Here is an 18,903-nt window from a genome sequence, read left to right as displayed (position 1 = left end):
TAAGCGGTTTTCATATTCTTGCTGGATGCGGATTTTTTCTTCTTGTGGATCGATACCTTTAGCAAGTAACGCACGATATTCTTCACGTTTAGCACGAGCATCTGATAATTGGATTTGGGGATACATTCCAAGGCCACCATTTGTTCTTTTTTTGTGACTGGATGATAGTAGTTAAATAGCCAAATTTTAGATCCGTTTGGCTTAACTCCTAGAATAAGACCGTTACCATCAGATAATGGATATTCTTTTTCTTTTGGCTTTGCTTTTCTGATTTCTGTATCTGTTAAAGGTTTTTTGGTTCTAGACATAAGATTTCTTCCCTAACGCAGTAATACAAGATAATAGATACTAAGTCAGTGTTACTAATAGTGTTACTAATAGTGTTACTAAAAACAGCGATTAAAGACGATTAGATATGATGAGGGAAAGTGCTGTAAACCCTTGTGAAACCTGGATAAAACAAAACCCCGCGATTAGTTTCGCGGGGCTTTGTTTAGTCAAATGGTGCTCTGGGCGAGACTTGAACTCGCACGACCTGTGGTCACTACCCCCTCAAGATAGCGTGTCTACCAATTCCACCACCAGAGCGCTAATTTTTATGCTAATCCTATTTTATTGTGGGATGTCGCTATTTTTATTTTCTTTCGCTGGAGCTGTTTGTTGTTGCTGAACTTGCTCTGCAGCTTGTGATAAATCGTCAAAAGCACCTTTTTGAATATTGCCTTTATGTGAATTCATGTTACCTAAAACAAGAGCAATAACAAAAAATGCGGTTGCTAAAATCGCGCTAGTACGTGTTAAAAAGTTACCTGCACCAGCAGAGCCAAACATTGTACCTGATGCGCCACCACCAAAAGATGCGCCAGCGTTCGCTCCTTTACCTTGTTGAACGAGAATAAACCCGATCAAGGCAATCGCGACAACAACATAAATAAATAAAAGAACTTGATACATTTTTTCTCTCTAATTTGCAATTTTGCAAGAAGACCAGTCGTGAATGTTATAGAAAATTCAATTTTCTCGCAAGTGCTTTGCATAAAAAAAATATTAATTGGTTTAACTTTAATCAGTTTGGCCGTTTGATTTACTCAATTTTTTTACCGCACTTTTAGGTTTTGTTCTATTGGATTTGATCATTTTAATACGGCTTAATTGTCTTAATGCATTAAGATCTACAAAACGGACTAAGTCAGGCAACATTTGATTCAAGTTATGCATAAATTGCTGATAAGTTGCTTGTTTTTGACTAATGTCTGTGAGTTGTGATTCCCAATGAGCGGTCATATCTGGTTGGGTGGCAATATCTGGTAATGCCTGAATTAAAATTCTTCCAGTTTCTGTACTATGAATATTTCGCCCTTTTTTCGTTAAAAAACCGCGTTTAAAAAGTAACTCAATGATGCCAGCGCGAGTAGCCTCTGTACCTAACCCATCTGTTTCTCGTAGGATTTTTTTGAGTTCTTTATCCTGTACAAATCGCGCAATGCCCGTCATTGCTGAAAGCAAGGTTGCATCTGTGAAAGGCTTTGGCGGCTGAGTTTTTTTACTCATCACCTCTCCGCGTTCACAATGCAAAATTTGTCCTTTCTTTACTATCGGTAATAAGGGTTCTTGATTTTCAGTGTCGTCTTCTTTGCCTAACAATTCTTTCCACCCAGCCGTTTGTAAATTTCGCGCTTGGGCTATAAAAGTACCTCCGGCAATATTTAATGTGATTTTACTTTTACGATATTCTGCGTCAGGACAAAATTGCATTAAATATTGGCGAGCGATAAGGCTGTAAATATTACGTTCTTCTTGTGTTAGATTGACTGGACGATTTTTGGCGGTTGGAATGATTGCATGGTGAGCTTCTACTTTTTTATCATTCCAACAGCGATTTCTTTGTTCAATTGAAATGACATTTGGTAAGACTTGATAAGCTTCACAATGGGTTGAAATTGCATTTAATACGTTATGGCGTTCTGTAAAATGTTCTTCGGGCAAATATCGACAATCAGAACGAGGATAAGTAATTAAACGATGAGTTTCATATAGGCGTTGGCACGTATCTAATACGGCTTGAGCGGACATACCGAATCGCTTTGCTGCATCAATTTGTAGCGCAGAAAGTGAATAAGGCAAGGGCGCCGTTTCTTTTTCACGAATGTCTTTGTATTCGGTTACTTCTGCTGGTTGATTTGTAATACGTTTTACAACGTTTTCTGCTAATCCTTTAGAGAGCACCCTGCCGTCATCATCTTGGTAATCTTCACAAGCTTTGCTAGGTTGCCATAAGGCACTAAAAAGTGCGGTTGATTTCCCCTGAGTTTTTTGTTCTTTATTCTCTGGATTAATCCAGGCTAGTACTTCAAAGAAATCTTTCGGTTGGAAATGTTCAATTTCCAAATCTCGACGTACAATTAAACCTAGCACTGGGGTTTGTACTCGACCAACCGAAAGCACACCATCATAGCCAGTTTGTCTGCCACGAATGGTATAGGCTCTGGTCATATTGATGCCATAAAGCCAATCGGCGCGGGCTCGTGCGAGTGCGGATGTGGCAAGAGGAATAAAATTACGGTTGGGTTGTAATTTTTTAACCGCTTTTTCTACCGCACTTGGATTTAGGTCGCTTATCAAGCAGCGTAAAATTTTATCGCGTTTTTCGGCAGATAAATTAGCATAACTGAACACTTCATCGACAAGTAATTGTCCTTCTCTATCAGGGTCTCCCGCATTAACAAGTGTATCGGCTTGATGGATTAGTTTTTCCACCACAGAAAGTTGTTTTTTTACTTCTTTTCGCGGTAAAAGTTGCCATTTTTCAGGAATGATAGGGAGATGTTCTAAACGCCATTGTTTGAATTTAGGATCATAGGCATCGGGTTCTGCTTGCTCGAGTAGATGCCCTACACACCAAGTTACCACATCATTATCGCCACACTTTATAAAACCATCCCCACGTTGATGGGGTTTGGGGAGCACATCAGCAATAGCTCGAGCTAAGCTTGGTTTTTCGGCGATAAATAAACGCATAATGGTATGAGAAGATTAGTCGATTTGGCGGCGACCAAGAAAAGAGTGAGTAAGCGTTGTGCCGTCCACAGTTTCCAGTTCGCCTCCGACTGGAATGCCATGAGCGATACGACTCACTTTGATATTGTGCTGGCGGCACATTTCGGCGATGTAGTTTGCTGTTGCATCGCCTTCCACTGTTGGGTTTGTTGCAAGAATCACCTCGTGGAAAGATTCTTCTACTAAACGTTTTTGCAGTAAATCTAAGCCAATTTCACGAGGACCAATACCATCAAGTGGTGATAAGTGCCCCATTAAGACAAAATAACGTCCTGAAAATTGCCCTGTTTGCTCAATGGCTTGAATATCTGCGGGCATTTCAACGACACAAAGCAAACCTGAATTTTGACGGCGTGGATTATTGCAAATGTTACAAGTGTCTTCTTCCGTGAAGTCTCGACATTGTGAACAATGGCCAATTTTAGACATAGCTTCTGTGAGTGCTCGAGCTAAATTCATTCCACCGCTACGATTACGTTGTAAAAGATGATAAGCCATACGTTGCGCAGATTTAGGTCCTACGCCTGGAAGACAACGTAAGTTTTCAATAAGGTGTTCTAAAAGTGGGCTGCTTTGCATAGTGTTTATGATGGGAAAATATAAAATGGTATATGAGGTATCATATACCATAATTTAAATTATTTTGCTGAAAGACGAGCTCTTTCGGCATCTAATAATAGATGACGCTTTGCTTTTTTAGCATTTAAACAAATGAGATCATTTGGATGAATTTCACCATTCTTACATTGATAGAGATATTTTTCTAATAGTGTTTGATCTGCCTTAAACTGTTCCACAGTGATCACATCTTTACTAAAAGTAAAAAAGAAAAATGAGACAATTGCAATAAATAGTTTTTTCATTTAGCACCTCTGTCTTTTATCCAACAAATTAAAATGGAAACTTCATTCCTGGAGGTAATGGCATTCCAGCAGTAACCGATGCCATTTTTTCTTTTTGTAATTCTTCTGCACGACGTACCGCATCGTTAAAAGCGGCCGCGATTAAATCTTCTAACATTTCTTTATCGTCTTCCATTAAAGACGGATCAATGTCAATGCGACGGCAGTTATGTGCACCATTAATTGTGATTTTCACTAAACCTGCACCAGATTCACCCGTTACTTCTAGTTGCGCGATTTCTTCCTGCATTTTTTGCATTTTTTCTTGCATTTGTTGGGCTTGTTTCATTAAGCCGCCTAAACCGCCTTTTCCAAACATAATGTTATCCTTTATTAAGTCAAAAATTGACTGCATTCTAGCGAAAAAATTAATTCTTGGGAACAAAGAAATTAATACATGACGCTTGTAAAATCAGTGAAAAATTTAATATTTATCGCATTGAATCATAAAGATGATGGTAATAAAAAATCTAATAAAATATAGAACCAAGAAAAAGCGAGGATTTCAAAAACTTAATCAATTATCTTTTATTTAAAGTAATTTAGATACGTATCTTCTAAACGGAAACCCTCACATTTCATTCATCATCAACCTATTTTTTCAATGCCCCCATTATTCCTCTCATAATTTGCTTGGTAATTTGATTTCGAATATTTCGCCCTACAGACTGCGCAACACTATTTACAATTTGTTCAGTTGGCGATAATTTTTCACCGCGCTTTTGCGTACCAAAAATCATTCGGCTCAAACTACCTAAGAAGCCGTTTTCTTCTTCCGCTTGGGCTTGCTCTGCTTGTTTTTGTTGTACCGCAGATAAATCCGCTTGAGCAGTTAATACTTCAAAGGCAGATTCATTATCTACATATTCTTTATAATACGCATAAAGATCATCATCTTTCACCCAAGCATTACGTTCGTCTGTCGTTAATGGTGAAAGCTGACTTTTTGGCGGATAGATATAGGCAATTTCAACTGGCGTTGGCATGCCTTTTTCATCTAAAAATGATACCAATGCTTGTCCCACTCCAAGGGTTGAAATGGTCTCGACGACATTCACAGAAGGGTTTGCTCGGAAAGTTTCTGCAGCTGATTTTACAGCTTTTTGATCGCGAGGAGTAAATGCACGAAGAGCGTGTTGAACACGGTTACCTAACTGCCCTAATACGGTATCTGGCAAATCAAGTGGATTCTGCGTGACAAAATAGATTCCCACACCTTTAGAACGAATCAAACGCACAACCTGTTCTACTTTTTCCACTAGTACGCTCGGCGCACCATCAAACAATAAGTGTGCTTCATCAAAAAACATGACAAATTTAGGTTTCTCAGGATCTCCCACTTCTGGCAGTTGTTCAAAGAGTTCTGCCATCAACCATAATAGAAATGCGCTATACATTCTTGGGGAATTAATCAATTTTTCAGAATTGAGTACATTAATCACCCCTCGCCCATCGCGAGTTTGCATCCAATCATCTAGATTCAATGCTGGCTCACCAAATAAATTCGTTGCGCCTTCATTTTCAAGTGTCAGTAATGCTCGTTGGATTGCACCAACACTTGCAGTCGAAACATTGCCATACTCAACTTGGAAGGTTTTCGCATTCTCTGCAACATATTTCAGCATTGCACGAAGATCTTTTAAATCAATGAGCAATAAACCTTTATCATCTGCCACACGAAATACCAGGTTTAATAATCCTTCTTGCGTAGCATTTAAATTCAATAAACGAGAAAGCAACAACGGGCCCATTTCAGAAATAGTTGTTCTGAGAGGAATGCCAGTTTGGCCAAAAACATCCCAAAAAGAAACAGGATAGCCATTGAGATAACTTTCATTGCCTAACCCGAACTGCTCAATTCGTTCAGCAATTTTGCCCTGAAATTGACCGCTCTTTACTAAGCCAGAAAGATCGCCCTTTACGTCTACTAAAAATACCGGTACCCCATCATCACTGAAGGCCTCTGCCATTTTACGTAATGTGACAGTTTTACCCGTACCTGTTGCGCCAGCAATAAGGCCATGGCGGTTAGCCATTTTGGCCGTGATGCCTAGGATTTTACCTTGTTCTGTGCGAGAGAGATCGTATTGCATAAATGAATATCCTTTTGTTTTTTTGTTGTAACGAATAATAAGTAAAAAAAGAAGTGCGGTCAAAAAGTTAAACGTTTTCGGTTATAATTCCACGAAAATTTTTTCTAGAACAATAAAAAATCAAAATGGATGCAAAAATTTTAGTTATAAAAGTGGGACAAGTTGAAACCCTAACCTTTTCAGATGGAAGCGTATACGAAAGCGCAATTCGTAAGAAAACCGTACCATCGGTAAAAATTCATTCTCTTGGTGCAGAAGGAAACGACGTGGGTTTGAAAAAACATCATGGTGGTGTGGATAAGGCGCTATTTTTTATGTCGGCAGATTCTTTTAATGAATTAAATGCTTTATTAAATAAAGATTTTTCTTATATGGAAACTGCTACATACGGAGAAAATTTTGTCGTTTCAGGCTTGAATGAAGACAATGTTTGCATTGGTGATCGTTATCAAATCGGCTCAACCATTTTAGAAGTGTCTCAGCCACGTAAACCTTGTGAGCGTTTATCAAAAAATACGGAAAACGAAGAAACTCGCGATATTGTTTATCAAACTGGGCTCAGTGGATGGTATGTTCGCGTCATTGAAACGGGAGAAATTAGACAAGGTGATGAATTGAAATTGCTCGCGCGCCCTTATCCGCAAGTAACAATTCGTCATTTAAATCGCTTGTTATCTGCACCCGAAAATGAAGTTGAGCTGGAAGCAGCATTAGATATTGAAGTATTAGCTGAAGCCTTTAAACGATCAATTCGATCACAAGTATCGAAATTCAAACAACAGGGATAAATATGTCAGAAATTTCAACCGCACTTTCAGAAGGCTGCCCATGTCAATCTGGTCATCATTACGCAGATTGTTGTGGCAAATTTCATTTGAGACAAGCATTCCCCGAAACGGCAGAACAACTCATGCGTTCACGTTATACGGCTTATGTTTTAAAAAATATACCTTATATTGTTGCAACAACTGTGCCAAGCCAACAAACTTTATTAGAAACTCATCTATTGCAAGAATGGGCTGACAATACTACATGGCTGGGATTAGAAATCTTAAAAACAGAAAACCTCACAAAAACTCAAAGTGCGGTGGAATTTAAAGCTATTTTTCAAGGCGAAGAGGAAGAACTAACCCATCAAGAGCGGTCAATTTTTGTGAAAATTGAAAACCGTTGGTATTTTATTGATCCGACCGTATCCTTGCCTACAATGAAACAACCTTGTGTATGTGGTTCTGGTAAAAAATTTAAACATTGCTGTGGGGGATTTTTATGATTTCATTGAAACAATTTAGCCAGATCTTTTGGAAACGTTTTTCAGAAAATAAACTCAACCAAGCTGCTGGCGCACTAACTTACAGCACGATGCTTGCTATCGTGCCAATGGTGATGGTGATTTTTTCTATATTCTCTGCCTTTCCTGTATTCAATGAAGTAACAGGAGAATTGAAAGAAATGATTTTCACCAATTTTGCGCCATCAGCGAGTGATATGGTAGGCGAATATATCGATCAATTCGTCTCAAACTCAAAGAAAATGAGTGCGGTGGGAATTGTAAGTTTAATTGCCGTTGCATTGATGCTAATTAATAACATCGACCGAACCCTTAACAGCATTTGGCATGATACCAGTATTCGCCCTATTTTTACCTCTTTCGCGATTTACTGGATGATTCTGACTTTTGGACCTCTCCTTATAGGTACAAGTATAGGGATTAGCTCTTATATAAAAGTGATGTTTGAACAATCAGAAACACTTTCGCTCGGTGTGAAATTGCTCAGTTTACTCCCTTTCTTTTTCACATGGTTTATTTTCACATTGATTTATACCATCGTGCCAAATAAGAAAGTGGATACAAGATATTCTGCTTGTGGTGCGCTTATTGCCGCGATTTTCTTTACACTCGGTAAACAAGCCTTTACTTGGTATATCACTACATTCCCTTCTTATCAACTAATCTATGGCGCAATGGCAACATTGCCAATTATGCTGTTGTGGATTCAGATTAGCTGGTTAGTTGTGTTAGTCGGGGCGCAATTATCTGAAGTATTAGGAGAGTTAAAAGAATAAAAATAAAAATAGAAAGACCGATTATCAATATCGGTCTTTTTTATTTAGCTATTTTGCAATCTTTAAGGTTTGATAGAGATAATGACGATAGTCGTTCACGAATGCAGGATTAGAAGAATCCTCCAATTTTCCGTGACTTAGTTTACACATTGCCATATTCGCTTTCATAAATTCATCTTCTGCTGATAATCCAGCTACATTCATCAAGACGCCTCCGGCAAAAGCGAGATCTAAAAAATGTTGCTCTTGCTTAAATTGGCTCGCACAATTACTTCTTACAACAAATTGTGTTACATAATCAGGCTGTGCATAATCCCCTTTCTTCAGAGGGGTAACATTATCAAATGCTACTTGGTGATCACCGAAATACCCTAGAACAAAAGGCTTTTTACGTTCATGTAAATAGTTATTCATTCCTTCAATCGCATCATTCAAAGCGACAATACGTTGAGTATAGTCATTCAATGCAGAAATACTTTTAGCCCCTAAATTAGGCATTTGAAGATTAAATGTATTTTCCATGCCCAATTCATATGGGCCATGTTCTCGCATAGTCAACACATAAACAAACATCGGCTGATCCACATTTTCTAATGCAGGATGCTGTTTTTCCAAAATCATTCGGGTGTACTTCATCATTTCTTCACTACTAATATCCCAAAGATTTTTACTAATAGGCGCTGGATAGCCAAGGTCTTGCGGCTGTAACATCAAATCAAAACCGAAATGATCATAAGCGGATTTCGCATTGTAGTTACCTTTTGTAAAAGGCGATAAGGCAACACAAAAATATCCTTGTGCTTTTAGATTTTTCACTAAACCTGATTGCAAGTGCGGTACAACAGAATAAAAAACGCCACTTGCTAACGCGCCAAAATCGGTCGAAGGCACGCCTGCTAAAAAAGCAAATTCTGATTTCCAAGTTGCGCCAGCAAAAGTATGTACACGCAACGGCGAAGCAAATACCGTATTATTTTGAAGTTCAAACATGGAAAGTGGTGGAATAGATTGCTGACTAAAAGCAAATTGATGAGGGTTCAGCGTGGATTCCATTAATGTTACAACAATATCGGGTTTTGTTTCAGATACCTTGTTTGTATCAAATGAAAGTGCGGTCATTTTTTCAATAAAATTTTGGCTATTGCCATCAAAATTTGGCACTTTAAAAAAAATACCGCGGCAAGACATTGGTAAATTTAAAAACACATCACGACCATCATCGGGCAAAGAATCTAACCAAACTTGCACCGCACTTGGCTTTTTAGAATAATGCCACATCAAGCTAAAACTAACGATAAACAATAACGCCCCAATGCTGTTACCTAATAGCCCTAAAGACTCGACATCATTAAAACCCAAAATCGCATAACCTAATAACGCAAGTAACCCAATAACGCCAAACAACGCACCTTTATAATGAATTAAGGTTTCCCAATTTCGCCAATCCACCACAAGAAAGAAATCTGAAATTAACAAAGGCTGTTTGTAATAATGAATTTTTAAACGGTGAAATAACATCAGTACCACAAAAAGCACAGATGAAAAATTTAAAGCACGTTGCCATTGGCCGGAAACCATAAGCATGCCACCAAATAAAAAAGTAAAAAGCGTAATAGCAAAGAAATAAGTCCAACGATAATGGGAGTTTATGATAAAAATCACTGCCGCAATCGTGAATAAAGCTAAGAAAATATAAGCGATCATGAATTTTCCCTATGATGCATAACAGACTAAAATGAGACATGACAATGTCTGCGCACTTTATCACGTAAACGTAATAGATTGAACGGGAAAAGAAAATTATTTGGATAATTTAAAAATAAAGTGGTGGGCGATACCGGTCTCGAACCAGTGACCCCCTCCTTGTAAGGGAGGTGCTCTCCCAACTGAGCTAATCGCCCGATAATATTAAGGTAAAACCCTAAATTTTCGGTTTATTTAAACACTTTTAAGTGGTGGGCGATACCGGTCTCGAACCAGTGACCCCCTCCTTGTAAGGGAGGTGCTCTCCCAACTGAGCTAATCGCCCACTAGAAAGCGTTTAAATACAACGGGAAAGTTTGAGCGGAAAGGACACTTTAGAAAAGTGGTGGGCGATACCGGTCTCGAACCAGTGACCCCCTCCTTGTAAGGGAGGTGCTCTCCCAACTGAGCTAATCGCCCGCTAGGTCAAACTTAGTAACATTAAGAACACTTTTTAGAGAAGTGGTGGGCGATACCGGTCTCGAACCAGTGACCCCCTCCTTGTAAGGGAGGTGCTCTCCCAACTGAGCTAATCGCCCTTAATGTTGTGGGTTGGCATTATAGGGAGAATGCATTTTCAGTCAATACCTTTTTACTAAATTTTGTTTAATTGTCGTAAAAATAAGCATAAAATCCGCTTTTTTATTTAGAAGTCAAACAAGTCGTAGTAGAATAACGACTAATATTTTATTGAAGATAGGTTATAAAAATGAAACTAGATGCTCCTTTTAATTTAGATCCAAATGTAAAAGTGCGTACACGTTTTGCTCCTAGTCCTACAGGTTATTTACATGTAGGTGGCGCACGTACTGCACTTTATTCTTGGTTATACGCAAAACATAATAACGGCGAATTTGTATTACGAATTGAAGACACGGATTTAGAGCGTTCAACACCAGAAGCAACTGCTGCAATTATTGAAGGAATGGAATGGTTAAATCTTCCTTGGGAACATGGTCCTTATTACCAAACTAAACGCTTTGATCGTTACAACCAAGTGATCGATGAAATGATTGAACAAGGCTTAGCATATCGTTGTTATTGTACTAAAGATCGCTTAGAAGAACTTCGTCATACTCAAGAACAAAATAAAGAAAAACCACGTTATGACCGTCACTGCTTACACGATCACAACCATTCACCTGATGAACCCCACGTTGTACGTTTTAAAAATCCAACTGAAGGCTCAGTCGTATTTGATGATGCCGTGCGTGGCCGTATTGAAATCAGTAACAGTGAGCTTGATGATCTTATTATTCGTCGTACAGACGGTTCACCAACTTATAACTTCTGCGTAGTTGTGGATGACTGGGACATGGGTATCACTCATGTAGTACGTGGTGAAGATCATATCAACAACACGCCACGTCAAATCAATATTTTAAAAGCGATTGGTGCTCCAATTCCAACCTATGCGCACGTTTCCATGATTAATGGAGATGATGGTCAAAAATTATCTAAACGACATGGTGCAGTGAGCGTAATGCAATATCGTGATGATGGCTACTTACCAGAAGCTTTAATCAACTATCTTGTGCGTTTAGGTTGGGGACATGGCGACCAAGAAATTTTCAGTCGCGAAGAAATGATCAACTATTTCGAATTAGATCACGTCAGCAAATCAGCTAGCGCATTTAATACTGAAAAATTACAGTGGTTAAATCAACATTATATCCGTGAATTACCGCCAGAATACGTGGCTAAACACCTTGAATGGCATTACAAGGATCAAGGTATTGATACAAGCAATGGTCCAGCATTAACGGAAATAGTCACCATGCTTGCGGAACGTTGCAAAACCTTAAAAGAAATGGCTAGTTCAAGTCGCTACTTCTTTGAAGAATTTGAAACCTTTGATGAAGCAGCAGCAAAAAAACATTTCAAAGGCAACGCTGCCGAAGCACTAGCAAAAGTAAAAGAAAAATTAACCACACTTTCTAGCTGGGATTTACATTCTACTCACGAAGCGATTGAGCAAACGGCTGCTGAACTAGAAGTGGGCATGGGTAAAGTTGGCATGCCATTACGTGTCGCTGTGACAGGTTCTGGTCAATCTCCATCAATGGATGTTACCCTAGTCGGTATCGGTAGGGATCGCGTACTTGCGCGTATTCAGCGTGCTATTGATTTTATTCATGCACAAAACGCTTAATATTTAATCGGATAACAAACGCATAATAAAATCGTATTGACAGCCACATAGTCAAATTTTATCATGTTGCTGTCTTTTATGGGGATATAGCTCAGTTGGGAGAGCGCTTGAATGGCATTCAAGAGGTCGTCGGTTCGATCCCGATTATCTCCACCAAATTAATAAAGCAAGGTAAATCACCTTGCTTTTTTTATCTCAGAATTTTTACATTCCAAACTTTAAAGGGTAAAAATAGCGCCATTATTAAATGGCGCTATTTATAAAACAATTAACCGTTAAAACTCTCACCTAAACACGGTCTAATTTTATTCAACATTTCTTTTAATACTCTCGCTGGTGCTGCAATAATATTACCGCTACGTAAGTAGCCGTTACCAGCATCAAAATCACAGACTAAACCACCCGCTTCACGCACGATTAAATCGCCAGCAGCACAATCCCATGCTTTTAAGCCCATTTCAAAATAACCATCAATACGGTTTGACGCCACATAGCATAAATCCAATGCTGCAGAACCAGTACGACGGAAATCCGCGGCATCTTCAATTAAAGCATTCATCATTGCAAATTGAGTTGGCATTAATTTTGGTTGTTTGAATGGGAAACCGGTCGCTAAAATTGAACCTTGAATTTCACGTTTACTATCTACACGCAAACGTACTTCGTTTAATTTTGCGCCTTCACCACGCACAGCGGTAAATAATTCATTACGGATTGGATCATAAACAACCCCGACTTCAGTGCGATTTTTTACACGAATTGCGATAGACACGGCAAAATGAGGAAGGCCCGTCATAAAATTACGGGTACCATCTAGTGGATCAATCACCCATTGTACTTCACTATCTTTTCCTTCAAGCGCACCCGTTTCTTCGCTGATGATGGTGTGGTCAGGATAAGATTTACGAATAATTTCAATGATTTCTGCTTCTGCCGCTTTATCAACATTGGTCACATAATCATTAATACCTTTTTGCGTGCTTTCGATAGCATCACGGCGTTCATAATTTTTAGCAATCACATTGCCCGCTTTTCGTGCCGCACGAATTGCGATATTTAACATTGGATTCATATTTCCACCAGATTTTAAAGAACAGAAAAATTCCGCGCCATTATAGCGAGATTTGCCAAAATAACCAGTTGAAAATTATAAAACAATGGTTTTTATAGGTTTTCAAGAAAAGTTTGCGATACAGATCGCAAAAATAGCATGAAGTGATTTTTCTACTCATTATTTATCATTAAAGTGCGGTAGAAAATTGGAGCGTTTTATGCAGAAAGGTGTGACATTAGTAGAATTATTGATTGGGTTAGCAATTATCAGCATTGCGCTGAATTTTGTCGTGCCATTATGGCAAACAGACTCACCTAAAACGATTTTAGCCAAAGAGCAACATCGCCTGTATTTATTTCTACGCCAAATTCAGACTCGAGCAGAAAATTCATCGGAAGTGTGGTTCCTGCTGATAAATCGTAACCTTGCGACACAGCAATGGTGCTTAACGGCACAAGTAAAAAATGATCAAACTTGCGATTGTTTAAACCCAACAAACTGCCCGAAAGAGGCCTATGCACATTTTTACTATCCTTATTTTCCTCAAAAAACGATGATTCAAAGCCATTATATTTATCCCAAAGAAATCACGAGGTTTTATGGTGCTCGTAATACGAGTGTTACTCGTTGCTTTATTCTGCAAGCGGAAAATGAACGTACATTATTTTCATTTTTCAATGTTGGCAGTATTCGTTTGAAAACCAATCAAGCGGCTAGTGCATGCAATCAATCATGAAAACATTATTAAAAGGACAAACCCTATTAGCACTGATGATTTCGCTAGCGTTATCGTCTTTATTATTGCTAAGCATTTCACATTTTTATGTGCAAATACAAACGCAAAATCAACACATGTTATTGCATTTAAAACTACAAGCAGAACTACAACGAACATTACAGCTAATCGGTAAAGATCTTCGGCGATTGGGATTTAGAGCATTAAATACAAAAGGAACAGAAAGCAATTTATCTTTATTTGAATTAGATGAACAAGGCACTGCCATTTTCATTAGCCAAGAAGATAACGCCCCACTTAATAGCTGCGTGTTGTTCTTTTATGATTTAAATAAAAATGGTTGTATTGGCAAAGATTCGCCTAAAACCTGTATGAAAAATGGGAAAAATATATCTAAAAACAGTACAGAAGAATTATTCGGTTATAAAGTAAGTAATAAAATGATAAAAACCAAACTGACTTATCAAAGTGTTATTCCTACTAATTGCACAGCAGAAACTTGTAAACGAGCTTTTCAACAATCGGCTTGCAACGCTGGAGGCGGTTGGACAGATTTATTAGATAACAATGAATACGAAGTCACTACCCTACAATTTAATTGGTTAATCGAAGGCAAAGGATTAGAAATCAAACTAAAAGGAAATTTAAAACAAACCCCAAATATCAGTTACGAAACATCCCTTGTCGTTGCGCTCTGGAATCAAAAATAATGGCTACACACAAAGGCATTATCACGCTGACTATTCTGATTTTTATTTCAGGTTTATTAACCGTAATCTTATTATTGGATGACAGCCATTTAAGTTTTTTTCGTGCACAACAAAATCAACGAAAATACTATGTAGAAAGAACATTACAACTGCAAAAAATAACAGAGGAGAAAAAACAAACCGCCTGCCTTGATTTACCGTTAAATAATAATGAAAGTGTAAAGCAAACCAGCATCACGCTTGATGGCGCCACCGATGCAATTCAATATTTTCTTTGGTGTGAAAGAATGAGTCTATTTAAAAAATCGCCCACAAGAGGCGATAATCAAGGTGCATTGAAAGATTTTATTCACATAGAAAAACTAACGGATTTTCGACCGCGCTTTTCTTCCCCACCCAAAATTTTAAATGCTAACAAAATACCTAAACTTTATTGGTTTTCAAATTCACAAGCGGAAGTTGAAATTAATGGCATCGTGTCTGCCGTATTAATTGCGGAGGGAGATTTAAAACTAACGGGCAAAGGAAGGATTAGTGGCGCGGTGATCACCAACGGGAATTTAACTTTAGATGGGGTAACTTTAGCCTATGGCAAACCGGTTGTAACAACCTTAGTGCAACAATATAGCCAATGGCAGTTGGCTGAAAAAGGTTGGAGTGATTTTAATGTTCCAGATGAATAAAGGCATGTCGCTCACTACCCTATTATTTTCCTTGGCTTTATTTAGCGTTTTATTTATTGCTTTCAATCAATGGACGGCAAGCCAAAGAAAAAGTGCGGTGAAAACTTATCAAGATTTTCAGGCGATACAGATTGCGGAGAATCAAGCTCAACGCCAATTTTTAGGGTTAGCTTGTGAACAATTGATACCACAAAATGGCTTAACTTTTCGCGTTCAATGTCAAAACGAACGAGTCATTGTGCGTTATCCTATGGGTGAAATTTCGATAAAAACTAAGTAAAATGGGGCTTGTCTTTTTCTAAATCAAATCCTCAAAAGGTCGCCATTGTGTTCATTGTTTACTACTCTAATCAACTCGAAAAACAAAAAGAAATTCTTTCTTCCTTATTCAAATCGTTACCTCCAGAAGATCCTTTTCAGCAAGATATTATCTTGGTGCAAAGCCCGGGTATGGCGCAATGGCTGCAAATTGAATTAGCGAAAGAAACAGGCATTTCAGCGAACCTCAAATTTCCTATGCCAGCAAGTTTTATTTGGCAACTTTATGCTCAAAACTTACCCGCAACGGCACTGGAAAATCCTTTTGATAAAGATTCAATGACATGGCGATTAATGCGATTAATCCCGACTTTTCTCAAGAAAGAAAGTTTTTCACCTTTACGCAATTATTTAGCATCATCGCCTCATTCTGAACAATACAAACTTTATCAACTCAGCAGCAAAATTGCCGATTTATTTGACCAATATTTAGTTTATCGACCAGAATGGATTTTTGCTTGGGAAAAAGGCGAAGATGAACAAATCACTGTTCAAATACAAAAACAGCAACCTAACCTAAACGATACTTTGTTTGAGCAAATTCAAAGCAATACAAAATGGCAAGGTGAGTTATGGCGTGCATTGGTCGTCGATGTTAAATCAGATGTTGGGGATGCCACACATCGAGCGGCTTTGCATAATCAGTTCTTAGCCTTGCTTGCCGATAAGAAAGCACCGAAAAAATTACCTTCACGCATATTTATTTTTGGTATTCCAGCACTTCCAACTGCTTATCTCAATATTTTGCAAGCGATGTCATCAGAAGTGGATATTCATTTATTTTTTAATAATCCATGCCAAGAGTATTGGGGAGATATTAGCGATTTACGCCTTGATTATTTGCGTTCTCGCAAGCGTTATCAATTCAATAAACAAGATAAAAATCAACCGCTGTTTTCCGAGGATCAACTTTCTCAACTAGAAAACGCTCAGTTTGATGTCACTTATCAAAAAGAAAACCTTCAAGTAGGCAATCCGTTACTGGCTGCTTGGGGAAAAATGGGGCGAGATTTTCTTTACACCTTGGTGCGAGATGAAGAACATATTCCAACTTATCCCGTCAATGCTTATCAAGAAATTAAATCGAACAGTTTGCTTGGGCAATTGCAGTCTCAAATTCTGCATTTAGAAAATAAACCGCTAAATATCGCAAAAAATGACCGTACTTTAACCCTACATTCTTGCCACAGTGCTATGCGTGAAGTGGAAATATTGCACGATTATTTATTAGATTTATTTAATCAAGATCCTAACCTTACGCCAAAAGATGTGGTTGTTATGGTGGCAGATATAAACCAATATACACCTTATATTCAGGCAGTTTTCGGGCAAAAAAATGGGGATGCGCCACAAATTCCATTTTCACTTTCGGATAATAAACTTTCAGAAAGTGATGTGTTGGTATCAAGTTACTTAACTTTATTGCGCTTAAAAGAAAGCAATTTTAGTGCAGAGGACGTCTTAGCGTTGCTGGATATTCCTGCGATGCGAGAACGATTTAATATTTCTCTTGCTGATTTGCCATTAGTGCGAGAATGGGTGGCGGATTCAGGGATTCGTTTCGGTTTGCAAAAAAATCAAGATGGTATCAATTTCAATTCTTGGCAGGCTGGATTAGAACGAATGATGTTAGGTTATGCGATGCGTGAAGAACACGGTATTTGGCAAGATAGCCTAGGGTTAAACAGCAGCTATGGCTTAAAGGGTGAACTTGCTGGAAATTTATCTCACTTTTTCACCGCACTTTCAGCGTTGCATGAAACGCTGCAACAAGCACATTCCATCGAAAAATGGCAAGAAATTTTAACCGCGCTTTTATCAGATTTCTTCGTGCAAAATGAAGACACAAGCGACACGATTTTCTATATTCAAGAGAAAATTAATGAATTAGCTGAGCATCTAAAAACGCTCCATTTTACTGAAGAATTGCAAGCAGACGTGATTGCCGATGTCATCACAATGAAATTGGAAGATGCGCCAAATAGCCTCAAATTCCTTGCAGGAAAAGTAAACTTCTGCACCTTATTACCAATGCGTTCAGTGCCATTCAAGGTAGTTTGTTTACTTGGAATGAATGATGCGGATTACCCTAGAACACAAACACCAAACAGTTTTGATTTAATGCAATATCACCATCAAAAAGGCGACCGTGTTCGCCGTGATGATGATCGCTATTTGTTCTTAGAAGCCTTATTGGCAGCACGTGATTATTGCTATATCAGCTATGTTGGCCGTTCCATTACAGATAATCAACCGAAAGAACCTTCTGTATTGGTAAGTCAACTCGTGGATTATATTAATCAAGGTCAAAGCGAAAATACCCTTACGGTGATTGAGCATCCGATGACAGCATTTAGCCCAGATAATTTCAAATATAACGAGAATTTCACCCGCTCTTTTGCGACAAAATGGTTGCCAATAGCGCAATTTAACGCGACATCTAGCAATTCAGAATTTGCCGTCACTATGACAAAAAACTCAGAAAAAATCGAAGAAATTGAACTGGAGCGTTTAGTCAGCTTTGTTGAAAACCCAGTGAAATTTTTCTTTGAAAAACAACTCGGTGTCTATTTCCGCGATGAAGATGATCGTATTGCCGACAGTGAAAACTTCACCTTAAGTGGATTAGATAATTACGCGCTCAATAATGACTTAATCTATCTTGATGAACAAAATTTTGCTGATTATTTTAGACAAGCAGAAGTTAAAGGCGTATTACCTCGAGCCGAATTTGGAAAAGTTTATGCTGAAAATATTCGAGACAATGTTCTTGAATTTAAAAAGAAAATAGCAGATCTTGGCGAAGCCAAACATGCTTCTATTGATTTCAATATTTCCGTAGATTGGCGAAATGAAAATCAAGAAATTCGTCTATTTGGTTATATGGAGCCTTTATTTGGCGATGATTCACAGGTAATTCAGTGGCATTTTGCGAAATACAAAGATCGCTATTGTATCCGTCCTTGGATTTATTATTTGATTCAATGTGTCACACAAGAAAATGCGATACCACCAAAATTAATTACGCAAGATCAAGTTATCGAATTATCGCCTATTGAGCGTGAAGCCGCTCTCGCTCAATTAAAAATTTACGTAAAAGATTATTTACAAAGCCAAATAGAAATTCAATTGGTGCCAACGATAAGAAATATTAATGATTTTATTGTGGACGATGAAAGTGCGGTAGATTTTGACAATATTTCTACAAAACTTCAGGAACTGGGCGAAGGCAGCTACGGTGCTCAAGCAGATCCATATTGGTCACGCATATTGGCGCAGATCTCAAGATTTGAACAAACTGAAAATATTGAAAAATTATTAAAACAAACAAAAGATTGGTTTGGCTTATTATTCGAACAAAAGAAGACAAGAAAGGCATAAAGCTAAT

17 protein-coding genes, 6 tRNA genes and 1 pseudogene are annotated in these 18,903 nt (G+C 38.2%); 10 read left to right on the top strand and 14 right to left on the bottom strand.

Annotated features, from left to right (window positions below; translation table 11 throughout):
* Positions 1-93: 93 nt before the first annotated feature.
* The 8 genes and pseudogenes from KP712_RS09250 to KP712_RS06870 form a co-directional block, all read right to left on the bottom strand.
* Positions 94-308 (bottom strand): annotated as a pseudogene (locus tag KP712_RS09250) (integrase arm-type DNA-binding domain-containing protein); the annotation flags it as partial.
* A gap of 194 nt (positions 309-502) precedes the next feature.
* Positions 503-588 (bottom strand) — tRNA-Leu (locus KP712_RS06900).
* A 24-nt stretch (positions 589-612) separates the two neighbouring features.
* On the bottom strand, positions 613-954 hold the full coding sequence (gene secG / locus KP712_RS06895) for a preprotein translocase subunit SecG (RefSeq protein ID WP_021034373.1): 342 nt from the start codon (positions 952-954) through the stop codon (positions 613-615).
* Positions 955-1,062: 108 nt separating this feature from the next.
* Positions 1,063-3,018, bottom strand: a complete 1,956-nt coding sequence (locus KP712_RS06890; RefSeq protein ID WP_215770752.1) for a DNA topoisomerase III — start codon at positions 3,016-3,018, stop codon at positions 1,063-1,065.
* Between the two features lie 15 nt (positions 3,019-3,033).
* Positions 3,034-3,636: a recombination mediator RecR gene (recR, locus tag KP712_RS06885; RefSeq protein WP_005626527.1), complete on the bottom strand. Its 603-nt coding sequence runs from the start codon at positions 3,634-3,636 to the stop codon at positions 3,034-3,036.
* A gap of 59 nt (positions 3,637-3,695) precedes the next feature.
* Positions 3,696-3,920 (bottom strand): hypothetical protein, encoded by a 225-nt coding sequence (locus tag KP712_RS06880; RefSeq protein ID WP_111407722.1) that lies wholly within the window; start codon positions 3,918-3,920, stop codon positions 3,696-3,698.
* A 28-nt stretch (positions 3,921-3,948) separates the two neighbouring features.
* The gene (locus KP712_RS06875) at positions 3,949-4,278 is read right to left on the bottom strand and encodes a YbaB/EbfC family nucleoid-associated protein (RefSeq protein WP_005629464.1); all 330 of its coding nucleotides are present in this window, start codon (positions 4,276-4,278) and stop codon (positions 3,949-3,951) included.
* Positions 4,279-4,552: 274 nt separating this feature from the next.
* Positions 4,553-6,052, bottom strand: coding sequence for a helicase HerA-like C-terminal domain-containing protein (locus KP712_RS06870; RefSeq protein WP_111407723.1), 1,500 nt, complete (start codon positions 6,050-6,052; stop codon positions 4,553-4,555).
* Positions 6,053-6,177: 125 nt separating this feature from the next.
* Here KP712_RS06870 and KP712_RS06865 point away from each other — a divergent pair, with 125 nt between their 5' ends.
* The 3 genes from KP712_RS06865 to KP712_RS06855 are packed head-to-tail and all read left to right on the top strand — an operon-like array spanning position 6,178 to position 8,119.
* A complete protein-coding gene (locus tag KP712_RS06865; RefSeq protein ID WP_111407724.1) occupies positions 6,178-6,840 on the top strand; it encodes an MOSC domain-containing protein in 663 nt (220 codons plus the stop codon).
* 2 nt (positions 6,841-6,842) lie between these two features.
* On the top strand, positions 6,843-7,325 hold the full coding sequence (locus KP712_RS06860) for a YchJ family protein (RefSeq protein ID WP_111407725.1): 483 nt from the start codon (positions 6,843-6,845) through the stop codon (positions 7,323-7,325).
* On the top strand, positions 7,322-8,119 hold the full coding sequence (locus KP712_RS06855) for a virulence factor BrkB family protein (protein WP_111407726.1): 798 nt from the start codon (positions 7,322-7,324) through the stop codon (positions 8,117-8,119). Before KP712_RS06860 ends, KP712_RS06855 begins: the two co-directional genes overlap by 4 nt.
* A gap of 48 nt (positions 8,120-8,167) precedes the next feature.
* Here KP712_RS06855 and lpt6 read toward each other — a convergent pair whose 3' ends face one another.
* From lpt6 to KP712_RS06830, 5 genes are all read right to left on the bottom strand, one after another.
* Positions 8,168-9,823: a phosphoethanolamine transferase Lpt6 gene (gene lpt6, locus KP712_RS06850; protein WP_111407727.1), complete on the bottom strand. Its 1,656-nt coding sequence runs from the start codon at positions 9,821-9,823 to the stop codon at positions 8,168-8,170.
* Positions 9,824-9,944: 121 nt separating this feature from the next.
* Positions 9,945-10,020: transfer RNA gene (locus tag KP712_RS06845), tRNA-Val, on the bottom strand.
* A gap of 52 nt (positions 10,021-10,072) precedes the next feature.
* Positions 10,073-10,148, bottom strand: a tRNA-Val gene (locus KP712_RS06840).
* 58 nt (positions 10,149-10,206) lie between these two features.
* A tRNA-Val gene (locus KP712_RS06835) sits at positions 10,207-10,282 on the bottom strand.
* A gap of 43 nt (positions 10,283-10,325) precedes the next feature.
* Positions 10,326-10,401, bottom strand: a tRNA-Val gene (locus tag KP712_RS06830).
* A 170-nt stretch (positions 10,402-10,571) separates the two neighbouring features.
* Here KP712_RS06830 and gltX point away from each other — a divergent pair.
* Both gltX and KP712_RS06820 read left to right on the top strand, forming a co-directional pair.
* Positions 10,572-12,014: a glutamate--tRNA ligase gene (gene gltX / locus KP712_RS06825; RefSeq protein WP_048953522.1), complete on the top strand. Its 1,443-nt coding sequence runs from the start codon at positions 10,572-10,574 to the stop codon at positions 12,012-12,014.
* A gap of 80 nt (positions 12,015-12,094) precedes the next feature.
* Positions 12,095-12,170 (top strand) — tRNA-Ala (locus KP712_RS06820).
* 112 nt (positions 12,171-12,282) lie between these two features.
* Here KP712_RS06820 and suhB read toward each other — a convergent pair.
* The gene (suhB, locus tag KP712_RS06815; protein WP_140450237.1) at positions 12,283-13,086 is read right to left on the bottom strand and encodes an inositol-1-monophosphatase; all 804 of its coding nucleotides are present in this window, start codon (positions 13,084-13,086) and stop codon (positions 12,283-12,285) included.
* A gap of 199 nt (positions 13,087-13,285) precedes the next feature.
* Here suhB and KP712_RS06810 point away from each other — a divergent pair, with 199 nt between their 5' ends.
* Genes KP712_RS06810 through recC form a run of 5 tightly spaced genes read left to right on the top strand, consistent with a single transcriptional unit; the run spans position 13,286 to position 18,896 of the window.
* Positions 13,286-13,804 (top strand): type II secretion system protein, encoded by a 519-nt coding sequence (locus KP712_RS06810; RefSeq protein ID WP_140450238.1) that lies wholly within the window; start codon positions 13,286-13,288, stop codon positions 13,802-13,804.
* On the top strand, positions 13,798-14,514 hold the full coding sequence (locus KP712_RS06805) for a type II secretion system protein J (RefSeq protein ID WP_140449943.1): 717 nt from the start codon (positions 13,798-13,800) through the stop codon (positions 14,512-14,514). Before KP712_RS06810 ends, KP712_RS06805 begins: the two co-directional genes overlap by 7 nt.
* Entirely contained in the window at positions 14,514-15,197 is a 684-nt protein-coding gene (locus tag KP712_RS06800; RefSeq protein ID WP_140450239.1) for a DUF2572 family protein, read from the top strand. The genes KP712_RS06805 and KP712_RS06800 overlap by 1 nt, the downstream gene beginning before the upstream one ends.
* Positions 15,190-15,477 (top strand): DUF5374 domain-containing protein, encoded by a 288-nt coding sequence (locus tag KP712_RS06795; RefSeq protein ID WP_181153749.1) that lies wholly within the window; start codon positions 15,190-15,192, stop codon positions 15,475-15,477. Before KP712_RS06800 ends, KP712_RS06795 begins: the two co-directional genes overlap by 8 nt.
* A gap of 47 nt (positions 15,478-15,524) precedes the next feature.
* Positions 15,525-18,896, top strand: coding sequence for an exodeoxyribonuclease V subunit gamma (gene recC / locus KP712_RS06790; protein WP_215770751.1), 3,372 nt, complete (start codon positions 15,525-15,527; stop codon positions 18,894-18,896).
* Positions 18,897-18,903 lie beyond the last annotated feature (7 nt).

Origin of the sequence: Haemophilus sp. SZY H68 (assembly GCF_018829685.1) — a bacterium.
Lineage (GTDB): Bacteria > Pseudomonadota > Gammaproteobacteria > Enterobacterales > Pasteurellaceae > Haemophilus > Haemophilus haemolyticus_K.
The sequence above is the reverse complement of the archived record's forward strand: the minus strand, read 5'-3'. Positions and strand labels throughout refer to the sequence as shown.

Coding starts and splice junctions, on each gene's coding strand:
- secG (WP_021034373.1), bottom strand. CDS start 954: ATGTATCAAGTTCTTTTATTTATTTATGTTGTTGTCGCGATTGCCTTG.
- KP712_RS06890 (WP_215770752.1), bottom strand. CDS start 3,018: ATGCGTTTATTTATCGCCGAAAAACCAAGCTTAGCTCGAGCTATTGCT.
- recR (WP_005626527.1), bottom strand. CDS start 3,636: ATGCAAAGCAGCCCACTTTTAGAACACCTTATTGAAAACTTACGTTGT.
- KP712_RS06880 (WP_111407722.1), bottom strand. CDS start 3,920: ATGAAAAAACTATTTATTGCAATTGTCTCATTTTTCTTTTTTACTTTT.
- KP712_RS06875 (WP_005629464.1), bottom strand. CDS start 4,278: ATGTTTGGAAAAGGCGGTTTAGGCGGCTTAATGAAACAAGCCCAACAA.
- KP712_RS06870 (WP_111407723.1), bottom strand. CDS start 6,052: ATGCAATACGATCTCTCTCGCACAGAACAAGGTAAAATCCTAGGCATC.
- KP712_RS06865 (WP_111407724.1), top strand. CDS start 6,178: ATGGATGCAAAAATTTTAGTTATAAAAGTGGGACAAGTTGAAACCCTA.
- KP712_RS06860 (WP_111407725.1), top strand. CDS start 6,843: ATGTCAGAAATTTCAACCGCACTTTCAGAAGGCTGCCCATGTCAATCT.
- KP712_RS06855 (WP_111407726.1), top strand. CDS start 7,322: ATGATTTCATTGAAACAATTTAGCCAGATCTTTTGGAAACGTTTTTCA.
- lpt6 (WP_111407727.1), bottom strand. CDS start 9,823: ATGATCGCTTATATTTTCTTAGCTTTATTCACGATTGCGGCAGTGATT.
- gltX (WP_048953522.1), top strand. CDS start 10,572: ATGAAACTAGATGCTCCTTTTAATTTAGATCCAAATGTAAAAGTGCGT.
- suhB (WP_140450237.1), bottom strand. CDS start 13,086: ATGAATCCAATGTTAAATATCGCAATTCGTGCGGCACGAAAAGCGGGC.
- KP712_RS06810 (WP_140450238.1), top strand. CDS start 13,286: ATGCAGAAAGGTGTGACATTAGTAGAATTATTGATTGGGTTAGCAATT.
- KP712_RS06800 (WP_140450239.1), top strand. CDS start 14,514: ATGGCTACACACAAAGGCATTATCACGCTGACTATTCTGATTTTTATT.
- KP712_RS06795 (WP_181153749.1), top strand. CDS start 15,190: ATGAATAAAGGCATGTCGCTCACTACCCTATTATTTTCCTTGGCTTTA.